This window comes from Acinetobacter sp. YH12132, assembly GCF_013418645.1.
Classification (GTDB): domain Bacteria; phylum Pseudomonadota; class Gammaproteobacteria; order Pseudomonadales; family Moraxellaceae; genus Acinetobacter; species Acinetobacter indicus.
The window spans coordinates 93704-115058 of record NZ_VPBR01000004.1 but is presented as its reverse complement, the minus strand read 5'-3'; the positions used below and the strand labels follow the sequence as shown (position 1 = coordinate 115058).

Annotated in this window: 20 protein-coding genes; 6 read left to right on the top strand and 14 right to left on the bottom strand. The window is 46.2% G+C overall.

The annotated features are described in order from the left end of the window. Positions 1 to 25: 25 nt before the first annotated feature. The 3 genes from FTU67_RS06165 to FTU67_RS06155 form a co-directional block, all read right to left on the bottom strand. Positions 26 to 1321, bottom strand: a complete 1296-nt coding sequence (locus FTU67_RS06165) for an acyl-CoA dehydrogenase family protein (protein WP_180061547.1) — start codon at positions 1319 to 1321, stop codon at positions 26 to 28. A 224-nt stretch (positions 1322 to 1545) separates the two neighbouring features. Further along, positions 1546 to 2919, bottom strand: a complete 1374-nt coding sequence (locus tag FTU67_RS06160) for an AarF/ABC1/UbiB kinase family protein (RefSeq protein WP_005177645.1) — start codon at positions 2917 to 2919, stop codon at positions 1546 to 1548. 165 nt (positions 2920 to 3084) lie between these two features. After that, positions 3085 to 3390: a hypothetical protein gene (locus tag FTU67_RS06155; protein WP_005177647.1), complete on the bottom strand. Its 306-nt coding sequence runs from the start codon at positions 3388 to 3390 to the stop codon at positions 3085 to 3087. A gap of 197 nt (positions 3391 to 3587) precedes the next feature. On the opposite strand from FTU67_RS06155, the gene FTU67_RS06150 reads away from it, so the two are divergent. From FTU67_RS06150 to aroC, 3 genes are all read left to right on the top strand, one after another. Next, positions 3588 to 3965 carry a lysozyme inhibitor LprI family protein gene (locus tag FTU67_RS06150; protein ID WP_257221844.1) on the top strand — a complete coding sequence of 126 codons (378 nt, stop codon included), beginning with the start codon at positions 3588 to 3590 and terminating at the stop codon, positions 3963 to 3965. 168 nt (positions 3966 to 4133) lie between these two features. Continuing rightward, on the top strand, positions 4134 to 5144 hold the full coding sequence (prmB, locus tag FTU67_RS06145) for a 50S ribosomal protein L3 N(5)-glutamine methyltransferase (RefSeq protein ID WP_180061545.1): 1011 nt from the start codon (positions 4134 to 4136) through the stop codon (positions 5142 to 5144). 14 nt (positions 5145 to 5158) lie between these two features. Further along, positions 5159 to 6250: a chorismate synthase gene (gene aroC / locus FTU67_RS06140; RefSeq protein ID WP_016658184.1), complete on the top strand. Its 1092-nt coding sequence runs from the start codon at positions 5159 to 5161 to the stop codon at positions 6248 to 6250. A 363-nt stretch (positions 6251 to 6613) separates the two neighbouring features. Here aroC and FTU67_RS06135 read toward each other — a convergent pair whose 3' ends face one another. The 8 genes from FTU67_RS06135 to FTU67_RS06100 form a co-directional block, all read right to left on the bottom strand. Further along, a complete protein-coding gene (locus FTU67_RS06135; RefSeq protein ID WP_005177656.1) occupies positions 6614 to 6916 on the bottom strand; it encodes a cyd operon YbgE family protein in 303 nt (100 codons plus the stop codon). 3 nt (positions 6917 to 6919) lie between these two features. Further along, positions 6920 to 7021 (bottom strand): cytochrome bd-I oxidase subunit CydX, encoded by a 102-nt coding sequence (cydX, locus tag FTU67_RS06130; RefSeq protein ID WP_002120988.1) that lies wholly within the window; start codon positions 7019 to 7021, stop codon positions 6920 to 6922. A 26-nt stretch (positions 7022 to 7047) separates the two neighbouring features. Then, positions 7048 to 8193 carry a cytochrome d ubiquinol oxidase subunit II gene (gene cydB / locus FTU67_RS06125; RefSeq protein ID WP_005177659.1) on the bottom strand — a complete coding sequence of 382 codons (1146 nt, stop codon included), beginning with the start codon at positions 8191 to 8193 and terminating at the stop codon, positions 7048 to 7050. Continuing rightward, entirely contained in the window at positions 8190 to 9776 is a 1587-nt protein-coding gene (locus FTU67_RS06120; protein WP_005177660.1) for a cytochrome ubiquinol oxidase subunit I, read from the bottom strand. Before FTU67_RS06120 ends, cydB begins: the two co-directional genes overlap by 4 nt. Continuing rightward, positions 9776 to 9967 (bottom strand): cytochrome oxidase putative small subunit CydP, encoded by a 192-nt coding sequence (gene cydP, locus FTU67_RS06115; RefSeq protein ID WP_005177663.1) that lies wholly within the window; start codon positions 9965 to 9967, stop codon positions 9776 to 9778. Before cydP ends, FTU67_RS06120 begins: the two co-directional genes overlap by 1 nt. A 701-nt stretch (positions 9968 to 10668) precedes the next feature. Continuing rightward, the gene (locus FTU67_RS06110) at positions 10669 to 11286 is read right to left on the bottom strand and encodes an OB-fold-containig protein (RefSeq protein ID WP_016658183.1); all 618 of its coding nucleotides are present in this window, start codon (positions 11284 to 11286) and stop codon (positions 10669 to 10671) included. A 28-nt stretch (positions 11287 to 11314) separates the two neighbouring features. After that, complete coding sequence (locus tag FTU67_RS06105) at positions 11315 to 11623, bottom strand: Rieske (2Fe-2S) protein (protein ID WP_171065079.1); 309 nt, start codon at positions 11621 to 11623, stop codon at positions 11315 to 11317. Positions 11624 to 11637: 14 nt separating this feature from the next. Next, on the bottom strand, positions 11638 to 12642 hold the full coding sequence (locus FTU67_RS06100; RefSeq protein WP_016658181.1) for an adenosine kinase: 1005 nt from the start codon (positions 12640 to 12642) through the stop codon (positions 11638 to 11640). Between the two features lie 136 nt (positions 12643 to 12778). On the opposite strand from FTU67_RS06100, the gene FTU67_RS06095 reads away from it, so the two are divergent. From FTU67_RS06095 to FTU67_RS06085, 3 genes are all read left to right on the top strand, one after another. Continuing rightward, positions 12779 to 13228: a GNAT family N-acetyltransferase gene (locus FTU67_RS06095; protein WP_005177673.1), complete on the top strand. Its 450-nt coding sequence runs from the start codon at positions 12779 to 12781 to the stop codon at positions 13226 to 13228. A 145-nt stretch (positions 13229 to 13373) separates the two neighbouring features. After that, entirely contained in the window at positions 13374 to 16313 is a 2940-nt protein-coding gene (locus FTU67_RS06090) for an insulinase family protein (protein ID WP_075167736.1), read from the top strand. A gap of 21 nt (positions 16314 to 16334) precedes the next feature. Beyond that, positions 16335 to 17480: a phospholipase A gene (locus tag FTU67_RS06085; RefSeq protein WP_005177679.1), complete on the top strand. Its 1146-nt coding sequence runs from the start codon at positions 16335 to 16337 to the stop codon at positions 17478 to 17480. A 71-nt stretch (positions 17481 to 17551) separates the two neighbouring features. On the opposite strand, the gene FTU67_RS06080 is transcribed toward FTU67_RS06085, so the two are convergent. From FTU67_RS06080 to ilvA, 3 genes are all read right to left on the bottom strand, one after another. After that, positions 17552 to 18916 carry a TrkH family potassium uptake protein gene (locus tag FTU67_RS06080; protein ID WP_168406313.1) on the bottom strand — a complete coding sequence of 455 codons (1365 nt, stop codon included), beginning with the start codon at positions 18914 to 18916 and terminating at the stop codon, positions 17552 to 17554. Positions 18917 to 18927: 11 nt separating this feature from the next. Further along, positions 18928 to 19578 carry a TrkA family potassium uptake protein gene (locus tag FTU67_RS06075; RefSeq protein WP_005177682.1) on the bottom strand — a complete coding sequence of 217 codons (651 nt, stop codon included), beginning with the start codon at positions 19576 to 19578 and terminating at the stop codon, positions 18928 to 18930. A 144-nt stretch (positions 19579 to 19722) separates the two neighbouring features. Beyond that, positions 19723 to 21261 (bottom strand): threonine ammonia-lyase, biosynthetic, encoded by a 1539-nt coding sequence (gene ilvA / locus FTU67_RS06070; protein ID WP_005177685.1) that lies wholly within the window; start codon positions 21259 to 21261, stop codon positions 19723 to 19725. Positions 21262 to 21355: the final 94 nt, after the last annotated feature.

Here is a 21355-nt window from a genome sequence, read left to right as displayed (position 1 = left end):
GGCTGTTCCTTATTTTTATGGTTATTTAGGCATGCAGGCCAGACTGGACAATCGCGGTCGCGCGCAGATCACGATACCAGCGCTCGACCGGATGTTCTTTGGTAAAGCCGTGACCGCCCAGAATCTGCACGCCATTTGTGCCAATTTGCATGGATTTTTCTGCACATAACAAGCGTGCCAGATAGGCTTCCCGATGAAAGTCCTGTCCAGCTTCGGCCAGACTGGCAGCATTCAGCACTAGCATGCGCATCGCATCAATTTCAATCGCCATATCGGCAATCATAAAAGCCACACTTTGACGATGTGAGATGGGCTCGCCAAAGGCCGTGCGCTGGTTGGCATAGTCAATACAATAGGCTTTCACGGCTTCGCAGCACCCAACCGCCATGGCACACCAGACTAAATTACCCAAATCAATAAAAGCACTATAGTCAAAATCATCATCGCCCAGACGTTCGGCTGGGGTATGCTGAAAACTGAGGGTGACTGTTTCTGTGGCCTTCAGCCCCATTGCCGGGCTTTTTTGTGCACGAATGCTGCTGTCGCGTTTCACCACAAATACTTCTGGCTGGCCATTGAATTCAGCACTTACCAGATACAAGTCCGCCGTTTCACCCAGCATTACCAGAGTTTTTTCACCCTGAATCCAGTACTGGCCCTGGCTAAAAGTGGCTTGTGTATTTAAACGCAGCGGATCAAAAGCCGGTGTAGCTTCCTGCACGGCAAAGCTGGCGCGCAGTTCCGAATCTTCTGCAAAACTGGTCAGATAACGTGACTGGATGCTTTCAGAACCCCAGCGGGTCAGGGCATTGATTACCCCAAAGGTCGACAATAAACCTGCGGTCAGGCTGAAATCACCCCGGGCCAAATGCTCGGCCATCAGAATATTAGTGACAATATTCTGCTCGCTGGCCACGCCACCCAAAGCCTCCGGCAGTACATAATCATTCAGGCCCAAATCCTGACTGTGTCGCCATAACACTTCGGGAAACTGTTCCAGATGATCCGCCTGATGCGCCAGTGGATAAAGCACCTCTGTGGCAAACTGCTGCATGGTATCTACCGTCATTTGCTGTTCTTCGCTCAGGCTTAAATCAAACAGGGATTTTTGCTGATGGGGTAAACGCTGTCTGGGTACCTCATCGTGCTTTTGAAAAGCTTTCTGGGTCACGCTTAAGGTTTTAAAGCCGGCTTTGGCCCCCTGATATAAAGATTTTTCTACAAATTTACGCAGTTTGAGCTGGTCTAAAACCTCGCTGCTGGCAAGCCGAGTGAGCAGCGACAGTCCAAATCCTTGGGCCTTGTTTACCATATTGGTCATTGTTGTTGTTCCATCATGCGGGTGATTATTTTTATGCTGACACGCGGCTGTTTAAAAAACCATGTCAGAACTGACATACTCAATTGTCAAAGATAAACGGTTGTTGCAAGATGAAACAGGAATCTAAATAGTTGCTTCTGTTTATATTTTTAATTTTTGGAAAGAGCGGGGAAGGGAGAGGATTGACCCGAATGACATTAGCTGCATTCGGGTCGGGTGTGGCTTTACTGGAATTTTTTGATCATGTCGCGCACATTGGTTTTGGCATCAATCACGGTCATAAAGGTATAAGCCCCAATAAATTTACGGCTAATAAACATAAACTCTTTCGGCGGAACACTGAAATAACGTGAAGCCATGGATTTAGAGGCCTGTTGCATCACCCGGCTATGCAGCTGGCTTTTTTTCCAGTCATAACGATGCTGATCATCCATCACACCGGCTGGTAAATCCGGGTTGTTTTCAGGACTGCTAAAGGCTTCGGTGGCCAGTAAAAAGACTTTGGCCATATCCGGCTTAATGCTTTGCGGAATGGAGTCAAAAAACTCATAACCGGTCATGGCTTTCACCATCATCTCCGCGTCATGCTGATAGCCGGCCTGAATCAGGTTACGTGCGACCGAGAGCAGGTTGTCATCAAACTGGCGAATGGCACCGAAATCCAGCAGCACAATTTTATCCTGTACATCTGCGCCATTGCCCAGACGTACTAGATAGTTACCGAAGTTTGGGTCGGTCTGCATTTCGCCCCATTCAAAAATTTCCCGCACTGCCACTTCTAAAGAGGCTTCACCAAGCAGGTTACGACGTTCTTGTGGTAAAGACAGCATCACCGGACTGTTGATTGGTACGCCACGTTCAAAGGTCATGCACAGCACCTGATCGGTACAGTAATCTTCAATAATGGTTGGAACGATATAGCGCGGGTCCTGCTTTAAACGCTCGGCAAAACGGCGTGTGGTGGCTGCCTCAATCCGATAATTGACCTCGCGGTGCATCATTTCGCGGACTTCATCAAACCACTGATCAAATTCGCGGGTTTGCGGCACCATGCGGGTCAGTTTCAGCATGTTTTTAAACAGACTCATATCCGAATCAATGGCATCGGCCACACCCGGATACTGGATTTTTAATACCAGTTCCATACCATCAGATTTACGGGTGGCGCGGTGTACCTGAGCTAAAGAGGCGGTACCTAAAGGCTCATGGTCAATGGTGAGATCATTAAGTTTGGAACCTAACTGGTCCTGTAACTGGGTTTTAATCGCAGGCCAGGCCAGGGCAACAGTCTGGTTATTCAGGGTATTCAGGGCTTGGGTGATTTCTTCAGGCAGGAAATGTTCGCCGTAAAGCGCCATCATCTGGCCAATTTTAACGATAGAGCCTTTCAGTTTGCCAATTTCTGCGACCAGATAATCGGCCTGTTCTTTCATGGCTTTTTTGCGTTTCTTTTCTTTTTCTTCTTCACTGGAAAAGATTGAACCGGCACTGGAGGCGGCCCAACGTGTCCCGGCCAGCAACGATGCCTTCGCGATCGATAAGCGTCGATCCATAGAGGAAGTTTTCAATTGTTTAAGCTTATCGTTCTGATCTGACATGTAAATTTAATCCTTCAATCAGCAATTCGCAGAAAGGTCATAGTTTAACGAATATTAACGGGTCTTAACGTATTAAAAAAGTTCAAGTTGCTGAATGTCGAGTTAAGTTTTGCATTCTCTATGAAATAGCCTAAGCAAAATCTATAAAGATGCAATTTCGCTCACTCACATCCGGAATTTAATCTTGAGGGTACTTTTTTGTTGCAGCATCTGCTTGTTTTCATCAATGTATTTTAAAATCAGGCTTTGTACCGATTCATGCAGAAAACCATGCGCATAGCCTTTGACAATAATAATGCTGGGCAGGTTAAAGAACAGATATTTGGCATCATCCAAAGTCGCATCCTGAAAAATGCCGCGTTCCACCAGCATCTGCTGTAAAAACTGTTTTTCCTGCAAGACACGCGGTGAATCGTTGTCATTCCAGTAGTTTTGACGCATGGCCAGCAGGTTATTGTGTTTGTAACTCATATCAACAGGTTCACGGGAGTCTCATAGTCAATATAAGGTCTATTTTTGCAGATTCAATCGCAAAATGGCAGGAAATTGTGAAGATCTGGAAATTCTATCCTGTTCATCGCTATAGGTTTTTTGCTTGAAGTTCAGTAATATGCTTTACATAAATTAAAACAAAGATGATCGCTGTGTTTGGCAGCAAGGGGAATATGATGCGTTTAGCATTCATCGGGGGAATGGCCTGGGCGCTGCTGGCGGGTTCGGCCTATGCGCAGGAAAGTTATTCAAAACAGTATATTCAATGTAGCAATCATGCCTATGGGCAACCATCAGTCTTGCAAAAATGTGTCGATAAAGAGCTGAAACAGCAGCAAAAACGCTTAAAGAAAAGCTATAAGTCCTATTATCGGGCCAGTGGGATGCATCAGGCCAATATTGCCCAGCAACATGCGCTGTGGGAGCAGCGTTTAAAGCAGCAATGTTATCGGGGCATGAACGGTGATGTTGCCAAATTGCAGCAATCGCGTTGTACGCTGGCACAGGTGATTGATCAGGCCAATTATTATCAGAGCAAATTTATTGCCCGTTAATCGTGTACTTACCATTTCAGGGCTTTATTCCAAATCTGGCTAAGGCCGTGAAAGTTGAGATCAATTTATCAGATTGAAATCCGGCTTTTACGCACAGAGACATTATAAAAGCGCACAAAACAAGGTATCATAAGGCGTTTTAAAAAATTGACTCTGGAGAGACCTTAGGTGGATCGACCGACTATTAGCCCTGAACATTTGCAGGAAGCCGCTGAAACATTAGTCACCATTCGTGATTTTATCCGTTTTGGTGTAACAGCATTACGTCAATATGATGCACATCTAGGTCAAGGTACAGAAGATTATTTTGCTGAAAGTTCCGCGTTGGTATTACAAACCCTGTCGCTGGACTGGAATGCCGATGCAGAAATTCTGGATGCCAAATTACTGCCGAGCGAAAAGCAGGAATTTTTAAGTCTGCTGGAGCGTCGTATTAATGAACGCACGCCAACCTCTTATCTGCTCAATCTGGCCTATTTCTATGGCAAGCCGTTTTATGTCGATGAGCGTGTACTGATTCCACGTTCGCCAATTGCTGAACTTATCGAAAACCGTTTTGCGCCATATTGTCTGGATGAAAATGGCCAGATGGGTGAAGCCAATAATAACTTGCCAGCCAACCCAAAGCCGCAAATGCCACGTCGTATTCTGGATATGTGTACCGGTTCAGGCTGTATCGCAATTGCATTGGCTTATGCTTTCCCGGATGCAGAAGTGGATGCGACCGATATTTCTAAAGATGCTTTAGAAGTTGCGGCCATTAACACCGAACATCACAACATGCAGTATCAGGTGGCGCTGCTTGAGTCGGATTTGTTCTCTAAAATTCCAGCAGAAAATCAGTATGATCTGATTGTATCGAATCCACCATATGTCGATGCCGAAGACATGGCCGACCTGCCAGATGAATTCCGTCATGAGCCAGAGCTGGCGTTGGCTGCCGGTCAGGATGGTCTGGACTTGGTGCGTAAAATGCTGGCCCAAGCCGCAGACTATTTAACCGAAGATGGTCTGATTGTGATTGAAGTCGGTAACTCTGAATGGGCCATGAAACAGAACTTTAATACCGTCGATTTCCACTGGCTACAATTCCAGAAAGGTGGTTCAGGCATTTTTGCCCTAACCGCAGCACAGTGCCGTCAATACCGCGATTTATTCATTCAATCTGTTAATTCATAAAGGAGTCGTTGCACATGGCAGGTAATAGTATTGGACAACTCTTCCGTGTCACGACTTGTGGTGAATCGCATGGTGTAGGCCTGATGGCCATTGTTGATGGTGTACCGCCGGGCCTGGAACTGACTGAAGCCGATTTACAGCACGATTTGGACCGCCGTAAGCCGGGGACTTCCAAATTTGCAACCCAGCGTAAAGAGCCGGATCAGGTTGAAATTATTTCTGGGGTATTTGAAGGTAAAACCACAGGTACCCCAATTGGCTTGCTGATTCGCAATACCGACCAGAAATCCAAGGATTATGGCAACATTGCCCAGACTTTCCGTCCGGGTCATGCCGACTACACCTATACCCAAAAGTACGGTTTCCGTGATTATCGTGGTGGTGGTCGTTCCAGTGCCCGTGAAACTGCGATGCGTGTAGCTGCCGGTGCGATTGCCAAAAAATATCTGGCAGAAAAATTCGGGATTCTGATTCGTGGTCATGTGACCCAAATTGGTACAGAAAAAGCGGAAAAGCTGGACTGGAATGAAGTGCCGAATAACCCGTTTTTCTGTGGCGATGCCGATGCTGTGCCACGTTTTGAAGCGTTGGTGACTTCACTACGTGAACAAGGCACCAGCTGTGGCGCCAAACTGGAAATTCTGGCCGAAAAAGTGCCTGTGGGCTGGGGCGAGCCGGTATTTGACCGTTTAGATGCCGATATTGCCCATGCCATGATGTCGATTAACGCCGTTAAAGGCGTAGAAATTGGTGATGGTTTTGCCGTGGCGGAACAGTTCGGTCATGAAACCCGTGATGAACTGACTACCCAAGGTTTCCTGGCCAATCATGCTGGCGGTATTTTGGGGGGTATTTCCAGTGGTCAAACCATTCGTGTGGCGATTGCGCTTAAACCAACCGCATCTATTACCACACCGGGTAAAACTATTACTATTGATCGTGAAGATACCGATGTACTGACCAAAGGCCGTCACGATCCATGTGTGGGTGTGCGTGCTGCACCAATTGCGGAAGCGATGCTGGCGATTGTGCTGATGGATCATTTCTTACGTCACCGTGCACAAAATGCCGATGTGGTGGCGCCATTTGCACCGATTGAGCCTTAATTATCCCAGATTAAAGAAGCCGGACTGAATGTCCGGCTTTTTTTATGGCGATAGGTTGTATCCGTTTGAAATTTCCTAAGAAAATACCACGATCAATGAGATAAATACAGAAGTTGATTGAGCTTGAATCTAAATATTAGTTGCTTTATCACCACCTTAAATTAAGCATCCATATAGACATCAATTCAGATATAAATAAAAAGCGGGGTTGGATAAAAATAGATTTTAATTTTTAAAAGAGATCGGGCTGATCTTTTTTAAAGGATGTGGGAAATCATCTTGTGATGAAATTGTGCTGATCCCATTTTGTATCAGAATGGATCTCCCAGAAATTAAAAAGCTCCCCGAAGGGAGCTTGTTTCATCAAGAAAAGAACCAGGTGTAATAGCCCCAGATCATTAATGGCCAGGCCACAAATGGACTAAACAGCCATTTCCACAGCCAGAAACGTGGGACAAAACCAACACCATGGATAAATCCGCCGGAAATGCCAATCATTATATACATCATGGCACTGTGGCTGTAATTGCCATCGGCATCCAACATGGCAGCTGGATGAAGTAATAACACGGCTGCCAATGGAAAGGCCAATAAGCAAGAAATGACCATCGCAAGTTTATTCGGTTTTTTTTCGATTACTGGAGTTTCCATTACAACCTCTGTCATGACTTATTCCTCATCCAGGTCTTGATGATGCTCGATATAGAGCGCACTCAGTACACCTGCAAAACAGGCCATCAAAATACCGAGAATCCAAGCAAAATACCACATAATCTTTACTCCTTTAGAGCATAGCCTTAGTACAGGCTATGCGAATTCTCTTTGATGTGTTTGTTGGTAATCACGCCCCACATCTTGTAGTAACACCAGGTGGTGTACAGCAAAATGATTGGCACAAAAATACAGGCTGCAACAGTCATTACCGTTAAAGTATTTTGACTAGATACCGCATCCCACATGGTCAAGCTAGATACAGGATCTATGCTCGATGGCATCAGGAATGGGAACAGGGCAAAACCTGCAGTCAGAATCGCACCTGTTACTGCCAGTGCAGAACCAGTGAAGCTTAAACCTGCTTTACCTTTAGAGGCTGCCAGAATCACAATGATACCGCCAAGAATACCCATAATTGGTGCAATCATGGTGATCGGGTAAGCCGAGTAGTTGTTCATCCAGCCCGGGTTGGCATTGGTCATCACTTCTTTGGCTAACGGGTTTGCAGCGCTACCGGTGTCATATGGTGTAACCAGGGTATAACCTTGGATGCCACCGAAGTATAACCATGCACCTGCCAGCAGGAAGCAGACCAGGAACACGATACCGCTGATTTTGGTGGCTTTAGCAGAACGCTCGCGTAAAGCACCATCGGTACGTAACATTAACCATGCACCACCATGCGCACACAGCATGGCCAGACTCACGATACCGCAGACCAAAGCAAACGGGTTAAGCAGGGCAAAGAAGCTGCCGGTGTAGTTGGATCGTACAGTCTCATCCAGTTCAAAAGGTACACCCAAGAACATGTTACCGAACGCTACGCCAAATACCAGCGCAGGTACTGCACCACCGATACATAGACCCCAGTCCCAGGCAGTACGCCATTTAGTGTTTTCCAGCTTGGAGCGGTAGTCAAAGCCGACCGGACGCAGGAATAGCGCAAACAGGACTAAAAGCAGCGCCCAGTACATGCCCGAGAAGGCAGTTGCATACACCATTGGCCATGCAGCAAATAGAGCACCACCAGCAGTAATGAACCAGACCTGGTTACCGTCCCAGTGTGGGGCAATCGTGTTGATTGCCGCACGACGTTCTTCATCATTTTTTCCAACGAATGGCATGATCGCCATAGAGCCCATATCGAAACCATCGGTGAGGGCGAAACCGATGAGCAGTACGCCCACCAGTACCCACCAGATGATTTTGAGTAATTCATATTCGATCATGCTTGAGTCTCCTCAGATGCTTTTTTGGCAGCTTCCAATTTTTCGAAATGGTATTTGCCGGTATGTAACGAGCTTGGACCAAGACGAGAGAATTTAATCATCAGGTACATTTCAATGATCAGCAGTACGGTATAGAACGATGCTAATGCAATGATTGAACCCCATACATCGCCAGTACTTAAGCTAGATGCAGAGAGATATGTTGGTAGAACTTCACCAATAGTCCAAGGTTGACGACCTACTTCAGCCACATACCAGCCAGTTTGCGCAGCAATCCATGGTAGTGGTAGGGCAATCAGGGCGAATTTTAATAACCAAGGTTTGTTTTCTGCATTACGTTTTGCTACAGCCAGTGTTGCCAGAACGAACAGGAGTAGCATTAAGAAGCCAGAAGCCACCATGGCACGGAAGGCCCAGAACAAGCTTGGAACGTGTGGAATAGTGTCTGCTGCAGCAAGTTTGATTTGCTCATCAGTCGCATCTACCACGTTAGGTGTATATTTTTTCAGTAACAGGCCATAACCCAGGTCTTTTTGAGATTCATCAAATGCCGCTTTGAGTTCTGGTGAGGTGTCACCTGCACGCAGTTGTTCAAGTTGCTGATAAGCCACCATACCGTTACGGATACGCACTTCATGCTGGGCAATCAGGTCTTTGATCCCGGTCACTTCTTCAGTGGTTGAACGTGTTGCAATCAGACCCATCACATACGGAATTTTAATCGCATAATCGGTGGTCTGGGTTTCCTGATTTGGAATACCAAACAGAGTAAATGCAGCCGGTGCCGGGTGAGTTTCCCATTCCGCTTCAATTGCAGCCAGTTTGGTTTTTTGGACATCGCCCAGTTCATAACCAGATTCATCACCCAGTAAGATTACAGACAGGGTAGATGCCAGACCGAAGATAGCCGCAATCGCGAAAGAACGACGCGCAAATGGCAGGTCACGTTTTTTCAGCAGGTAGTAGCTCGAAATCGCCAGAACGAAAATCGCACCTGTAACATAACCGGCAGAAACGGTATGGACGAATTTAACCTGTGCCACCGGGTTGAAAATCAGCGCACCGAAATCAATCATTTCCATACGCATGGTTTCATAGTTAAACGCAGAGCCGACCGGGTTTTGCATCCAGCCGTTAGCCACCAGAATCCACAGTGCCGACATGTTTGAGCCCAAGGCCACCAGCCAGGTTACACACAAGTGCTGTACCTTGGACAGACGATCCCAGCCGAAGAAGAACAGACCAATAAAGGTCGATTCAAGGAAGAAAGCCATCAAGCCTTCAATGGCCAGCGGAGCACCAAAAATATCACCCACGTAGTGCGAGTAATACGCCCAGTTTGTACCGAACTGGAACTCCATGGTCAGGCCGGTAGTTACCCCTAAAGCAAAGTTAATACCGAACAGTTTTCCCCAGAATTTGGTCATGTCCTTATAAATTTCTTTGCCGGAAATCACATAGGTGGTTTCCATAATGGCCAGAATAAAAGCAAGACCAAGTGTCAGTGGAACAAAAATAAAATGATACATCGCGGTCATTGCGAACTGGAACCGCGAGAGATCGACCACGCTTTCAGAAATCATCAACGTGTCTCCTTGATTTGGGAAGGATTGCTAGCAATACGCTCAGCAACTTGAGAGTCAAAATTTTCAGGAATGGTAGGGGCATCGAACCAGATATTTTTAATCGCCATTAAAATAACAACCTTAATTATTAAAATGGCTGCTATTTCTCGGGTTACGCGACGGTTCAAATCTTTCGGGACTAAGCTCATAGAAACAAGCCTGTTTTTTAAACTGTGTCTTATATTATTAAACAAAATAATACAAAAAATAAATAGTCTGCACAGTTAAAATAAAAATATATTGTTTATATTATAAAATACAATCACTTATAAAAAGTTTTTTTAATTTTTAATCAAAAGTATTCCAGTTAAAAAACTGACTAAAATGCTTGTATTTATAATAATGATTATTCTGACTAAAATAGTTTGAATTAAAATTTAATTCCGACTAAAATAGTTATATTTAAAAATTTTGACGATTTTATTAAAAATTCCAGCTTTTAATTTTTAACTTTTATTCAATAGTTAGGTGTTAAAAAATGGCTGTAAGGCTTGAGGTGTAAGCATTTGCGCGGAAAACAATCAAGCACCAAAATGAAGCAATTTGTAGCAAATATGCACAGTGAAGTGCGATAAAAGTGCAATAAGCAGTGACACGGAAAATTTCTTTTTCGTATTCAACGTGGAGGGCAGAGTGAATAACTACAGCGAACAACCATAGAGATAGTCACAATGCACAGAACAGCTGATCTTGAGGCCAAGAGAAAGTGAATCGAGCAGCTTAAACGGAAAGAACGAACGTACACGGCAAGGAAGAAGGGAAAGCTGCGAGATACATGGCGTTGTAGCTTTATCTTGGACAAAGTAAGGATGTGTATCTGACTCGTGGCTGAAAGATGAGCGAGCTTAAATCAGCTGCTAGTTTCACCATAGAACAGATTGTTCGAAGCGGAAATTTTCTTGGCAATGTAATAGGATTTTTTTTGCCGGATTAAAATGACTTGTGCCTGAAATTCCAATTCACCAAATTCCGGTTCGACCTGCACGTAATGCAGCTGGCCGTATTCATCCCGAACCCGAGCCTGAGCCGAAAAACCGGGACGGGCATTGCCACTAGAAATGGTGGCCAGTCGGCCCAGCAAATTGACATGCTGAATGGTTTTTTGCGGTTTAATCACCTGATCCAGACAGTGAATCATAAACACGGTAAAAAACAGGGCAATGATAAGCGCCGGTAAAATCAGATAGTACGATGGAACAAAACTTTGCTGCTGCGAATAGAGCGCAAACTGCAGGAAATAGCCTGCAACACTAAAATTCAGGAGCAGAAACACGAAAATTAGCAGTTTGGAGAATTTGACATTGAGTAAGGGAGAGTCTAGCAGCCGCTGCGGAAACAGTTGCTTGAATATCGCGCTGGGCTTGAGATTAAAATAATGCCCCACAATTTCCGCCAGGCTGAGCAAGACAAGTGCAATCAGACTTAAATGAAAAGGAATTAAGTCGATGTCTAATACAAACTCAAGCATGGCGTAACCTGCAGATGGGGGCTTAAAATTATTCTGTTAAGTAAATTCCGCCATCAGAATGCACGGTAATCTCTACTTTTTCAAGTGCTTGACCTTGGCATGGGCCAGAAATACATTCCCCGGTTTCAACCACAAACAGCGCACCATGAGTCGAACATTCAATAAATTCTTGATCCCGGTCTAAAAACTGGTTTTCCAGAAATTCAAGCTCGACCTGCAAATGCGGGCACAGGTTCTGATAGGCATAGAACATGCCATCACGTTGGGTAATAAAAATGGTATCGCCATCTGGAAGCTCGAACGAGCGTGCTTCGCGTTCAGGGATATCTTCGGTCATGCAGATTTTATGCATTAGGCACATTCCTTGTTATAGCTCTGAAGAAGGGTTGCGTACTGTTCAACCTCTAGACGTGGGCCAAATTGTGATACCACTTCACTGGAAATTAAAATGGCCAGCTCGGCAGCGGCTTTAAAGCCAAGGTTGGCATTCAAGGCATACAGGAATGCACCGGCAAAGGCATCACCCGCACCATTGGCATCAATGGCATGCACCTGACGGCCTGCAACGCTAAAAGTATGTTGACCATCAAAAATCATTGCGCCTTGTGCGCTCATTGTAATGACAACGTATTTGCTTTTTTGCTTCAGCTGTTCCAAAGCGGCTTCTGCCGTTTCGGTGCCGGTATACATCATGGCCTCCTGCTGGTTACAGAACAGCAGGTCCACGCCATCATCGAGTAATTCATCTAAACCTTGACGCGCATATTGCACCATTGCCGGGTCAGATAAGGTTAAGGCAATTTGGGTCTGGTGAGCTTTGGCAATTTCGCGCGCCTGTTTTACCGCCTGACGTGCGCTGTCCGAAGTCGATAAATAACCTTCGATATACAGCCATTTCGCGGTTTTTAAGGGTTCAAAATCAATTTGTGCATCGGTGAGTTCTGCAGTAATACCCAAATAGGTATGCATGGTGCGCTCAGAATCCGGGCTGACTAATACCATACAGGTTCCGGTTACGCCTTCACTGACCGATTTTGCGGTGGTGCGAATGCCCGCATCATTCAGGCCATTCAGGTAAATTTCACCCAAGTCATCATTACCTACGCGGCAGGCATAAAAGGCAGAACCGCCCAATGCGCTAAAGGCAACTGTTGTATTTGCAGCCGAACCGCCTGAAGCTTGACCTTTATAGCTTTGCGTTTGCTGTAAGTTGTTGTATAAATTTGCTTGGGTTTCGCCATCGGTCAGCTGCATGGTGCCTTTTTGCAAATTTTGTTGAGTAAGGAAGTCATCAGAGACTTGAAATTCCTGGTCAATGAGTGCATTACCAATTGCAAAGAGGTCAACAGTTGCCATGTCGTTCAATCACATCAAAAAATAAATGCTAAGTTTACACCAATGCTCAGGATTGCTGTAGATTTGTGAATAAAATTCATTTTTTAGACGGTTTTATTCATTGAGGAAAGTTAGTAAAGCAGATCAGGATAGTGAAATGAATATCGAGATAAAAGAAGCGCAAGGATTACCAGAGCAAATTGTAGAGCTTGAAAAACAGGCATCGAAAGAGGGTTTTGCTTTTGTACAGCGTTTAATTGATGAGTATCAGAGTGCCAAGAATCGTTTCGATCAGCCTGGGGAGTTTTTACTTTTTGCTTATGATCAGGACAAGCTGATTGCCTGTGGCGGCCTGAATCAGCAGTGGAATGATCAGGAAGTGGAACAGGGAATTGGCCGGGTGCGCCGTTTCTATGTATTGCCTGAATATCGTAAACACGGCGTGGGCAAGCTGTTATTGCAATACTTAGAGAAAAAGGCGCGTCCTCATTTTTCGGCCTTGTGTCTGGATACCGAAACCAAATCTGCGGCGCATTTTTACCAGAAGCAGAATTATGTCTATGTCGAAAACCATCCCAATTATAATTATTTTAAATATTTGGTTTAAACGGCAGCATGAGCTTCGGACTGGGGTTTGAAAATTGCCTGGTTTGCAAATTTCTATAATTTTAGTCGGGATTTAAGCGTGAATTATATCAAGAACTAAAGCTATAATGGCTTTAGTTTTTTTATTTTGATGATTAGGAGATCGCATGACTGTAGATGTCACTGAAACCATTTCTCAAACCGTTCATCCTGCGTTTCAGTTGGTACGTCAACACCATGTTGAAGCCTTAGACATTTTAGTGTCTGAATATAAGCATCGGGTTACCGGTGCGGTGCATTATCATTTGGCCACCAATCATGATGAAAATGTATTTCTGGTGGCATTTCGTACCCAGCCCATGGATTCCAAGGGCGAAGCGCATATTCTGGAACATACTGCACTGTGTGGCTCTGAAAAATTCCCGGTACGCGACCCGTTTTTCCTGATGATTCGCCGTTCATTAAACACCTTTATGAACGCCTTTACCGCAGCCGACTGGACGGCCTATCCATTTGCCACCCAAAACCAGAAAGATTTCCAGAACCTGCTGGAGGTGTATCTGGATGCAGCCTTTGCAGCTAACCTGAATCCACTGGATTTTGCCCAGGAAGGGATTCGTATCGAGCTGGAAAATGGTGAGCCTGTATATAAAGGCGTGGTCTTTAATGAAATGAAAGGCGCGATGAGTTCGCCTTCAGATCAGCTGTATCACCAGTTGGCACATCATTTGTTCCCGGAAACCACCTACCATTACAATTCCGGTGGTGACCCGAAAGATATTCCAGACTTAACTTACCAAGAGTTAGTGGATTTCTATAAATCCCATTATCACCCAAGTAATGCGGTATTTATGACTTTTGGTAATCAGTCAGCGTATGACTTGCAAGAACAGTTCCAGAGCTTGGCTTTAGCCAAGTTTGAACAGGGCGAAACCCTGTATTCAAAACCTGAGCGCCGTTTGGCTGCGCCAGTGACCGTAACTGAAAGCTATGCGGTCGATGCTGAAGATTTAAAAGACAAAACTTACCATGTTCTAAGCTGGTTATTGCCAGAAGCCAGTGATATTAAACTGCGTTTGGGCATGCGTCTGGTCGAAGGTGTGTTACTGGAAAACTCGGCTTCACCACTGCGTCATTATTTAGAAACCTGTGGTTATGCGCAATCAACCGGGCCATTTATGGGCGTGGATGATTCCAACTTTGAAATGACTTTCTTCTGTGCCATTCAAGGTTCTAATCCTGAGCATGCAGCAACCTTTAAAGAGGGCGTCTTCAAGGTACTGCAAGAAGTGGCGTCTAAACCGGTCGACAGCGATACTGTCAATGCCATTTTACACCAGATCGAGCTGCATCAGCGTGAAATTAACGGCGATGGTATGCCATACGGTTTAAGCCTGATTCTAAACGGCTTGAGCAGCGCGATTCACCATAGTGATCCGGTGCATGTCTGGGATGTTGACAGTGCCATTGAACAGGTTAAAGAAGAACTGAAAGATCCAATGTGGCTGTCTCAGTTGATTCAGCAGCACTTGATTGATAATCCGCATCGCGTCCAAATGACCCTGGTCCCAGATGCCAGCAAATCAGCCAAAGATGCCGAAGCTGAAAAAGCCCGTCTGGCTGAAATTGGTGCGCAGCTGACCGAAGCACAAAAAGCAGAAATTATCGCCCAGACCGAAGCGCTAAAAGTGCGTCAGGATACCCCGGATGATTTAAACCTGCTGCCAAAAGTCGGCCTCGAAGATGTGCCGGCAGAATTGCAAATTGTACAGGGGCAGCTACGTGAGATTATCTGCAACCGCATTGATACACCATTAAACCTGTATCATGCCGGTACCAACGGTATTTATTACCAGCAGGTCTTGGTGCGTATTCCCGATGAGATCGTGAAATCGCCTTATTTTAATCTGCTGTCGATTTTAATGGGTGAAGTCGGTGCCGGTGAATATGATTATCTGGAACTGCAACAGCTGCAAACTGCAGTGAGTGGCGGTCTGGGTATGGGGGCATCCTTACGCTCTAAGGTCGATGACAAAAACCGGATTAGTGCCTGGCTGACCTTAACCACCAAATCACTGGTGAATAATTTTGATGCCATCCGCCTGCTAAAAATTGCCTTTGAGCAACTGCGTTTTGATGAAAAAGACCGGATTATCGAGCTATTACAGCAACGTAAAACGCGCTGGCAGTCCCGGGTATCGGGTGCAGGACATAGCTATGCCATGCAGGCCGCTTCACGTAACCACAGTGCTTTAGCGCTGCGTGATTATCATAATACTGGTCTGGGCGCATTGAACTGGTTAAGCGAGCTGGTCAGCAAAATTGAACAGGATGATGCTGCTTTTGATGCGCTGATGGATGAGCTTAAGCTTATTCACAGTATGTTGCTGCAAGCGCCAAAACAGTTCCTGCTGGTCTGTGAAGAGCCACAATCAGACCGTCTGATTGAAGAAATTCAAACCGTGTGGGACAAGCTGGCAATTGAACCGCACGAGGCAGCTTTAACTCAAGTGCCTGTTGAAAATAACAATGCAGATGAAGCCTGGCTGATTCAGGCCAATGTACAGTTCTGTGCGGCAGCGTATCCTGCGGTGGAAGTATCGCATCCAGATGCAGCACCATTGATGGTCTTGGCGGCGTATTTGCGCAATGGCTTCCTGCACAGTGCCATCCGTGAAAAAGGCGGCGCCTATGGTGGCGGTGCCAGCTATGATGGCAATGCCTGCTCGTTCCGTTTCTATAGCTACCGTGACCCGCGTCTGGCTGAAACCTTTAAGGATTTTGACGCCAGTGTGGACTGGTTACTGAATACCGAGCAGTTACCGCATCAGCTGGAAGAAGCCATTCTAGGTTTGATTGCCAGTATGGATAAACCAGGCTCTCCAGCCGGTGAAGCAATTACCGCATGTTATGCCTTATTGCATGCGCGCACCCCGGCCTTTAGAACCAAACTGCGTGAACGTTTACTGGCGGTTACTTTAGATGATCTGAAACGTGTGGCCGACGTTTATTTACGTCAGCAAACCCCGGTGAAATCGGTGGTGGCACCGGTGGCGAAACGTGAAGCGCTGCAGGAGCTAGGTTTCCAGATCAAACAAGTCAATTAAAAAAACAATAGAGGAAGTTCTATGGCGTTCAATCCTGTTGAGCGCACAAGCTGGTCGCTGAGTGTTACTGCACTCAGCGCTTTGTTTGTGACACATGTACAGGCGCTGGAAGCAACGGTGGTCACCATTCCGCCGACACCGGAAGCCTGTGTGGCGCTGGAGTCCAATGCCGAGCGTTTAGCCTGTTATGATGCTTTATTCAAGCTGCCGGAAGCGGAAAAGGCAGATCTGGTTTCCGAGCGTCAGGCAGCGCAGCAATTGGCCCCTCCACCAGAAACCGTTAAAGAAAAAATTGTGGCCGGGGTGAACAACCTGTTTTCGCTGGAAGGCTCACATATTGATCCGAACGTGTCGTTACTGGATAAACGCTGGGAACTGGCACCCGAAAGCAAGCTGGGCACCTGGAATATCCGGGCTTATCAACCGGTGTATCTGATGCCGGGCTTCTGGACCTCCGATAAAAACGAACGTCCATCCAGTCCGAATGAAAACAATACCGTTACTGAAGCGCAGCAGCAGAACCTGACATCAACCGAAGCCAAATTCCAGTTGTCACTAAAAACCAAAGCGGTTGAAAACCTGTTGGGCGATAATGGCGATCTCTGGCTCGGTTATACCCAGTCCTCACGCTGGCAGGTTTATAATGGTGAAGAATCACGCCCATTTCGTGAAACCAATTATGAACCTGAAGCCAGTTTAATGTTCAGAACTAATTATGAGATTCTGGGCTTGAATGGGCGCTTGTTAGGCCTGACCTTGAACCATCAGTCCAATGGCCGTTCCGATCCGCTGTCACGGAGCTGGAACCGGGTCATTTTGAATCTGGGCTTTGAAAAGAACAATTTTGCGCTGATGTTGCGTCCGTGGTATCGCATTGAAGAAGACCGCAGTGATGACAACAACCCGGATATTAAAAACTATATTGGCCGTGGCGATATGCTGGCATTCTACCGCTGGAAAGATCATGATTTCTCGCTGATGTTACGGCATAGCCTAAAAGGTGGAGATGATGCGCATGGCGCTGCCCAGTTTGACTGGGTATTCCCGATTAGCGGCAAATTAAGAGGGCATTTCCAGCTGTTTGATGGCTATGGAGAAAGCCTGATTGATTATAACCACCGCGCGACCTATGTCGGCCTAGGTGTATCGTTAATGAACTGGTTCTAAATTCATGCACCCGCAAAAAGCCACTGTAGACAGTGGCTTTTTTAATTTCAGTTGATAACGGAACTCGCGCATCAACCAATCTGAATATCGGTGGTGGGATGTTGCAGGCGGCTGCGTTTTGGGGTAGCAATTAAATAGGCCAGGGTCAGTGGGCCTAAACGGCCGGCAAACATCAGCAGCATTAAGGCCACCAGACTTAAGGGTTGTAATTCCCCTGTAATCCCGCGAGATAAACCTACGGTACAGGCCGCAGAAACCGCCTCAAACAGCAAGTCCATAAACTCATGTTCAGGTTCCAGCAGCAACAGGCTGAAAATCCCGGCAAAGACTAAAAATGCAGTAATCGACACCACAGCCAAGGCTTTAAAGGTGGTTTTTTCCGGTACCGAATAATTAAACACCCGCACTTCATCGGCGCGTCGTAAAAAGCTGATCACGCTTAATACCACAATAATAAAGGTGCCGACTTTAATGCCACCGGCGGTACTTAAAGAGCCTCCGCCAATAAACATTAGGAACATGGTCAGTAAATTGGAAGCATCACTCATGCTGGCAATATCCAGACTGTTAAAGCCGGAAGAACGGGGTACGGTAGCATGGAACCAGGCATTCCAGGCCTGATCGGTCAGGCTCATGGCGGCCAGCGTCGCAGGGTTACTGGCTTCGAGTAACCAGATGGTGATAAAGGCAAACAGGTTTAAACCCAGAATGGTGGAGAGGATCAGCTTGCTGTTGGCGCTGAGTTTATGCCAGTGCCGGGTTTTTTTAATGTCCATTAGCACCACAAAGCCCACACCGCCAATAATGTAAAGCATGCTGATGGTAAAGGTAATCAGGTACTGGTCGGCAAAGCTCATTAAACTGTTGGGAAATAATGAAAATCCGCCATTATTAAAAGCCGAGACACTATAAAAGGCGGCATAGAAAAAGGCTTCCAGAAAATCGTAATCTTGCAACCAGGCCAGGGTCAGAATAAAGGTGCCGATGCCTTCAAAAAACAGCGAATAGAGTAATACGCCTTTGATGGTAAAGCCTACCGTCGCCAGACTGGTCTGACCAATGGTTTCCTGGGCCATCATCTGCTGTTTTAAGCCAATTTTCGGTGACAGGCTCATGGCGGCCAGAATTGCGAAAGTCATAAAGCCCAGCCCGCCACATTGCAGCAACAGCATAATCACAATCTGGCCAAATACGGTATAGGCCTCGCCGACATTGACCACCGACAAGCCGGTAATGGTCACCGCAGAGGTGGCAGTAAATAAAGCCTGTAACCAGCTCAGGTCCCCCTCATGGGCAAAGGGCAGTTTAAGCAATAGAGTGCCGATCACAATAAAGCTTAAAAATCCCAGCGCGAGCAGACTCGGCGGGCTTAAATTGACCGTGGTTGCTGTGCTGGGCTTCGCCGTATTTTTATAGGCAGTCTTATTCTTCGTCATGTGATTCATGGCTATTTAAAATGCTTGGATAAGCGTTTCAGCTGTTCAACCTGGCCTTCAAGCACCAGAATATCGCCTTGCTGCATAATTAACTGCGGATCAAGGCTGAACTGAATCTCGCTGCCGCGTTTATGCAACAGGGTTTTTACTTCTGGCGCATGACCGATAAATTCATGATAGCGTGTGCCATTTAAGGCTTCAGTCACCTCGACTTTGACAATAAAGTGATCATCTTCCAGTGCCATATAGCGGCTGACCATCGGATAACTCAGTGACTGGGCAATGCGGACACCCATATCTTCTTCCGGATGAATAATTTTGCTGACCTGCAGATGGGTCAGAATCATGTGGTGGGCTTTGGACTTGGCTTTGACATAAATTTTTTCCAGCCCCATATTTTTCAGATGCAGCACACATAAAATACTGGCTTCAATATCTTCACCAATGGCCACCACCACCGCATCACAGTTCTGGATATTCAGCTCCTGTAGCACGTGTTCGTCGGTGGCATCGGCAATCACGGCATGGGTAATTTCCTCGGCAATATTTTCCACATATTTTTTATTAATATCGATGCCAATCACATCATGTTTCAGGCTGACCAGTTGCGTGGCAACGGTGGCACCAAAACTGCCTAAGCCAATGACTGCAAATTGCGCCATAGTGTGTTCCTAATTACATTTTTATGGTTAGCGTGAATATAAATTTATTTTAAAGATCAGGTGGATATTTACATCATTTTTCTTAGGGTGTTTGTGTAAACCAATAAAAAACCGCCAGCAAATGGCGGTTTTTTAAACTAGATTTTATTTCAGGAAGCGCTGATAACCTAAGTTATTGCTAATTTCCGCATATGGATAGCTAATGCTTTCCAGGGTTTCAATCAGCCCGTCCGGGTTCTGTTTGGCATCGCTGGCTTCCAGACCCACCAGCACACGGCCTTCGGCGGCGCCGTGGTTACGGTAATGGAACAGGGTGATGTTATGGGTCGGGCCTAAACGCTCCAGGAAGGTCAGCAGGGCGCCTGGACGCTCCGGAAATTCCACCCGGAACAGACGTTCATTTTCAATATCGGCATGACCGCCAATTAAATAGCGGATGTGCAGTTTGGCCACTTCATCATCGGACAGATCATCAACATCATATTGCACTTTCAAGGCCTCAAAGATGTCATGACGTTCTTTTTCACCGCCTTTTAAGCTAATGCCGACAAAGACCTGTGCGGCCGATGCATCACTGGCACGATAGTTAAACTCGGTAATATTACGGCCTTGCAGGGCGCGGCAGAAGTTCAGGAAAGAGCCTTTCTGTTCTGGAATAGTCACCGCAAAAATCGCTTCTTTGCGCTCACCGAGTTCAGTGCGCTCGGCGATATAACGCAGGCGGTCAAAGTTCATGTTTGCGCCGCAAACAATTGACACGATATTTTTGCCAATCAGCTCATGCTGCTCGACATATTTTTTGATGCCGGCCAAGGCCATAGCACCTGATGGTTCCACAATGCTGCGGTTTTCATCAAAAGTATCTTTAATTGCAGCGCAGATTTCATCGGTATTCACCAGCACCACATCCGGTTCGACAATCGGGCCAGAGTTGTCTGATTTTTGCAGGCGAATCACATCAAATGGTTTTTCACCAATCTGTGCCACGGCGGTTCCATCGGCAAACAGACCAACCGAAGGCAGAACAATACGCTCACCGGCTTCTAAGGCTGCTTTCAGACAGGCCGATTCATCATATTCCACTGGAATGACTTTGACATGCGGAGCGACATCACCCAAGTACGCTGCTACACCGGCAATCAGGCCACCGCCACCTACGGCAACAAAGACATAATCGACATCGCGCCATTGACGTAAAATTTCATTGGCGATGGTGCCTTGGCCGGCCATGACCAGTTCATCATCATAAGGTGGAATGAAGGTCATGCCATCATCCTGGGCACGCTGAATGGCATATTTGTTGGCCACATCAAACGAATCGCCGTGTAGTACTACTTCGCCACCTAAACGTTTTACCGCCTGTACTTTAATATCTGGCGTGGTTTTAGGCATCACGATAATGGCACGAATCCCCAGTTTTTTTCCTGAAAGAGCCACGCCTTGAGCATGGTTGCCGGCTGAAGCTGTGATCACGCCACGTTCTAACTGCGCTTTAGGTAGTTGGCTAATACGGTTATAGGCACCGCGTAGTTTGAAAGAAAAGACCGGTTGTAAATCTTCCCGCTTGAAGCGGATGTTGTTATTCAGTCGTTCACTAATTCGTGGCGCTGCTTCGAGTGGGGTTTCGATTGCAACATCGTAGACTGTTGCTTGTAAAATTTGTCGAACCAAACGAGACAGCATGTTAATCTTCCATCTAACAGTTTAAAATAGGGGTTTATTGTAACAAACCCCTGTACATTTGGGCTGTAAAATCAGCATCAAATGTCAAAAAATA

What these genes read in the sequence shown, in the direction of transcription:
- FTU67_RS06090 (WP_075167736.1), top strand. Translation starts at nt 13,374, where the DNA reads ATGACTGTAGATGTCACTGAAACCATTTCTCAAACCGTTCATCCTGCG.
- FTU67_RS06160 (WP_005177645.1), bottom strand. Translation starts at nt 2,919, where the DNA reads ATGTCAGATCAGAACGATAAGCTTAAACAATTGAAAACTTCCTCTATG.
- FTU67_RS06135 (WP_005177656.1), bottom strand. Translation starts at nt 6,916, where the DNA reads ATGACAGAGGTTGTAATGGAAACTCCAGTAATCGAAAAAAAACCGAAT.
- FTU67_RS06150 (WP_257221844.1), top strand. Translation starts at nt 3,588, where the DNA reads ATGCGTTTAGCATTCATCGGGGGAATGGCCTGGGCGCTGCTGGCGGGT.
- FTU67_RS06080 (WP_168406313.1), bottom strand. Translation starts at nt 18,916, where the DNA reads ATGACGAAGAATAAGACTGCCTATAAAAATACGGCGAAGCCCAGCACA.
- FTU67_RS06165 (WP_180061547.1), bottom strand. Translation starts at nt 1,321, where the DNA reads ATGACCAATATGGTAAACAAGGCCCAAGGATTTGGACTGTCGCTGCTC.
- FTU67_RS06085 (WP_005177679.1), top strand. Translation starts at nt 16,335, where the DNA reads ATGGCGTTCAATCCTGTTGAGCGCACAAGCTGGTCGCTGAGTGTTACT.
- FTU67_RS06110 (WP_016658183.1), bottom strand. Translation starts at nt 11,286, where the DNA reads ATGCTTGAGTTTGTATTAGACATCGACTTAATTCCTTTTCATTTAAGT.
- FTU67_RS06155 (WP_005177647.1), bottom strand. Translation starts at nt 3,390, where the DNA reads ATGAGTTACAAACACAATAACCTGCTGGCCATGCGTCAAAACTACTGG.
- ilvA (WP_005177685.1), bottom strand. Translation starts at nt 21,261, where the DNA reads ATGCTGTCTCGTTTGGTTCGACAAATTTTACAAGCAACAGTCTACGAT.
- FTU67_RS06105 (WP_171065079.1), bottom strand. Translation starts at nt 11,623, where the DNA reads ATGACCGAAGATATCCCTGAACGCGAAGCACGCTCGTTCGAGCTTCCA.
- cydB (WP_005177659.1), bottom strand. Translation starts at nt 8,193, where the DNA reads ATGATCGAATATGAATTACTCAAAATCATCTGGTGGGTACTGGTGGGC.
- cydX (WP_002120988.1), bottom strand. Translation starts at nt 7,021, where the DNA reads ATGTGGTATTTTGCTTGGATTCTCGGTATTTTGATGGCCTGTTTTGCA.
- aroC (WP_016658184.1), top strand. Translation starts at nt 5,159, where the DNA reads ATGGCAGGTAATAGTATTGGACAACTCTTCCGTGTCACGACTTGTGGT.
- FTU67_RS06120 (WP_005177660.1), bottom strand. Translation starts at nt 9,776, where the DNA reads ATGATTTCTGAAAGCGTGGTCGATCTCTCGCGGTTCCAGTTCGCAATG.
- FTU67_RS06100 (WP_016658181.1), bottom strand. Translation starts at nt 12,642, where the DNA reads ATGGCAACTGTTGACCTCTTTGCAATTGGTAATGCACTCATTGACCAG.
- cydP (WP_005177663.1), bottom strand. Translation starts at nt 9,967, where the DNA reads ATGAGCTTAGTCCCGAAAGATTTGAACCGTCGCGTAACCCGAGAAATA.
- FTU67_RS06075 (WP_005177682.1), bottom strand. Translation starts at nt 19,578, where the DNA reads ATGGCGCAATTTGCAGTCATTGGCTTAGGCAGTTTTGGTGCCACCGTT.
- FTU67_RS06095 (WP_005177673.1), top strand. Translation starts at nt 12,779, where the DNA reads ATGAATATCGAGATAAAAGAAGCGCAAGGATTACCAGAGCAAATTGTA.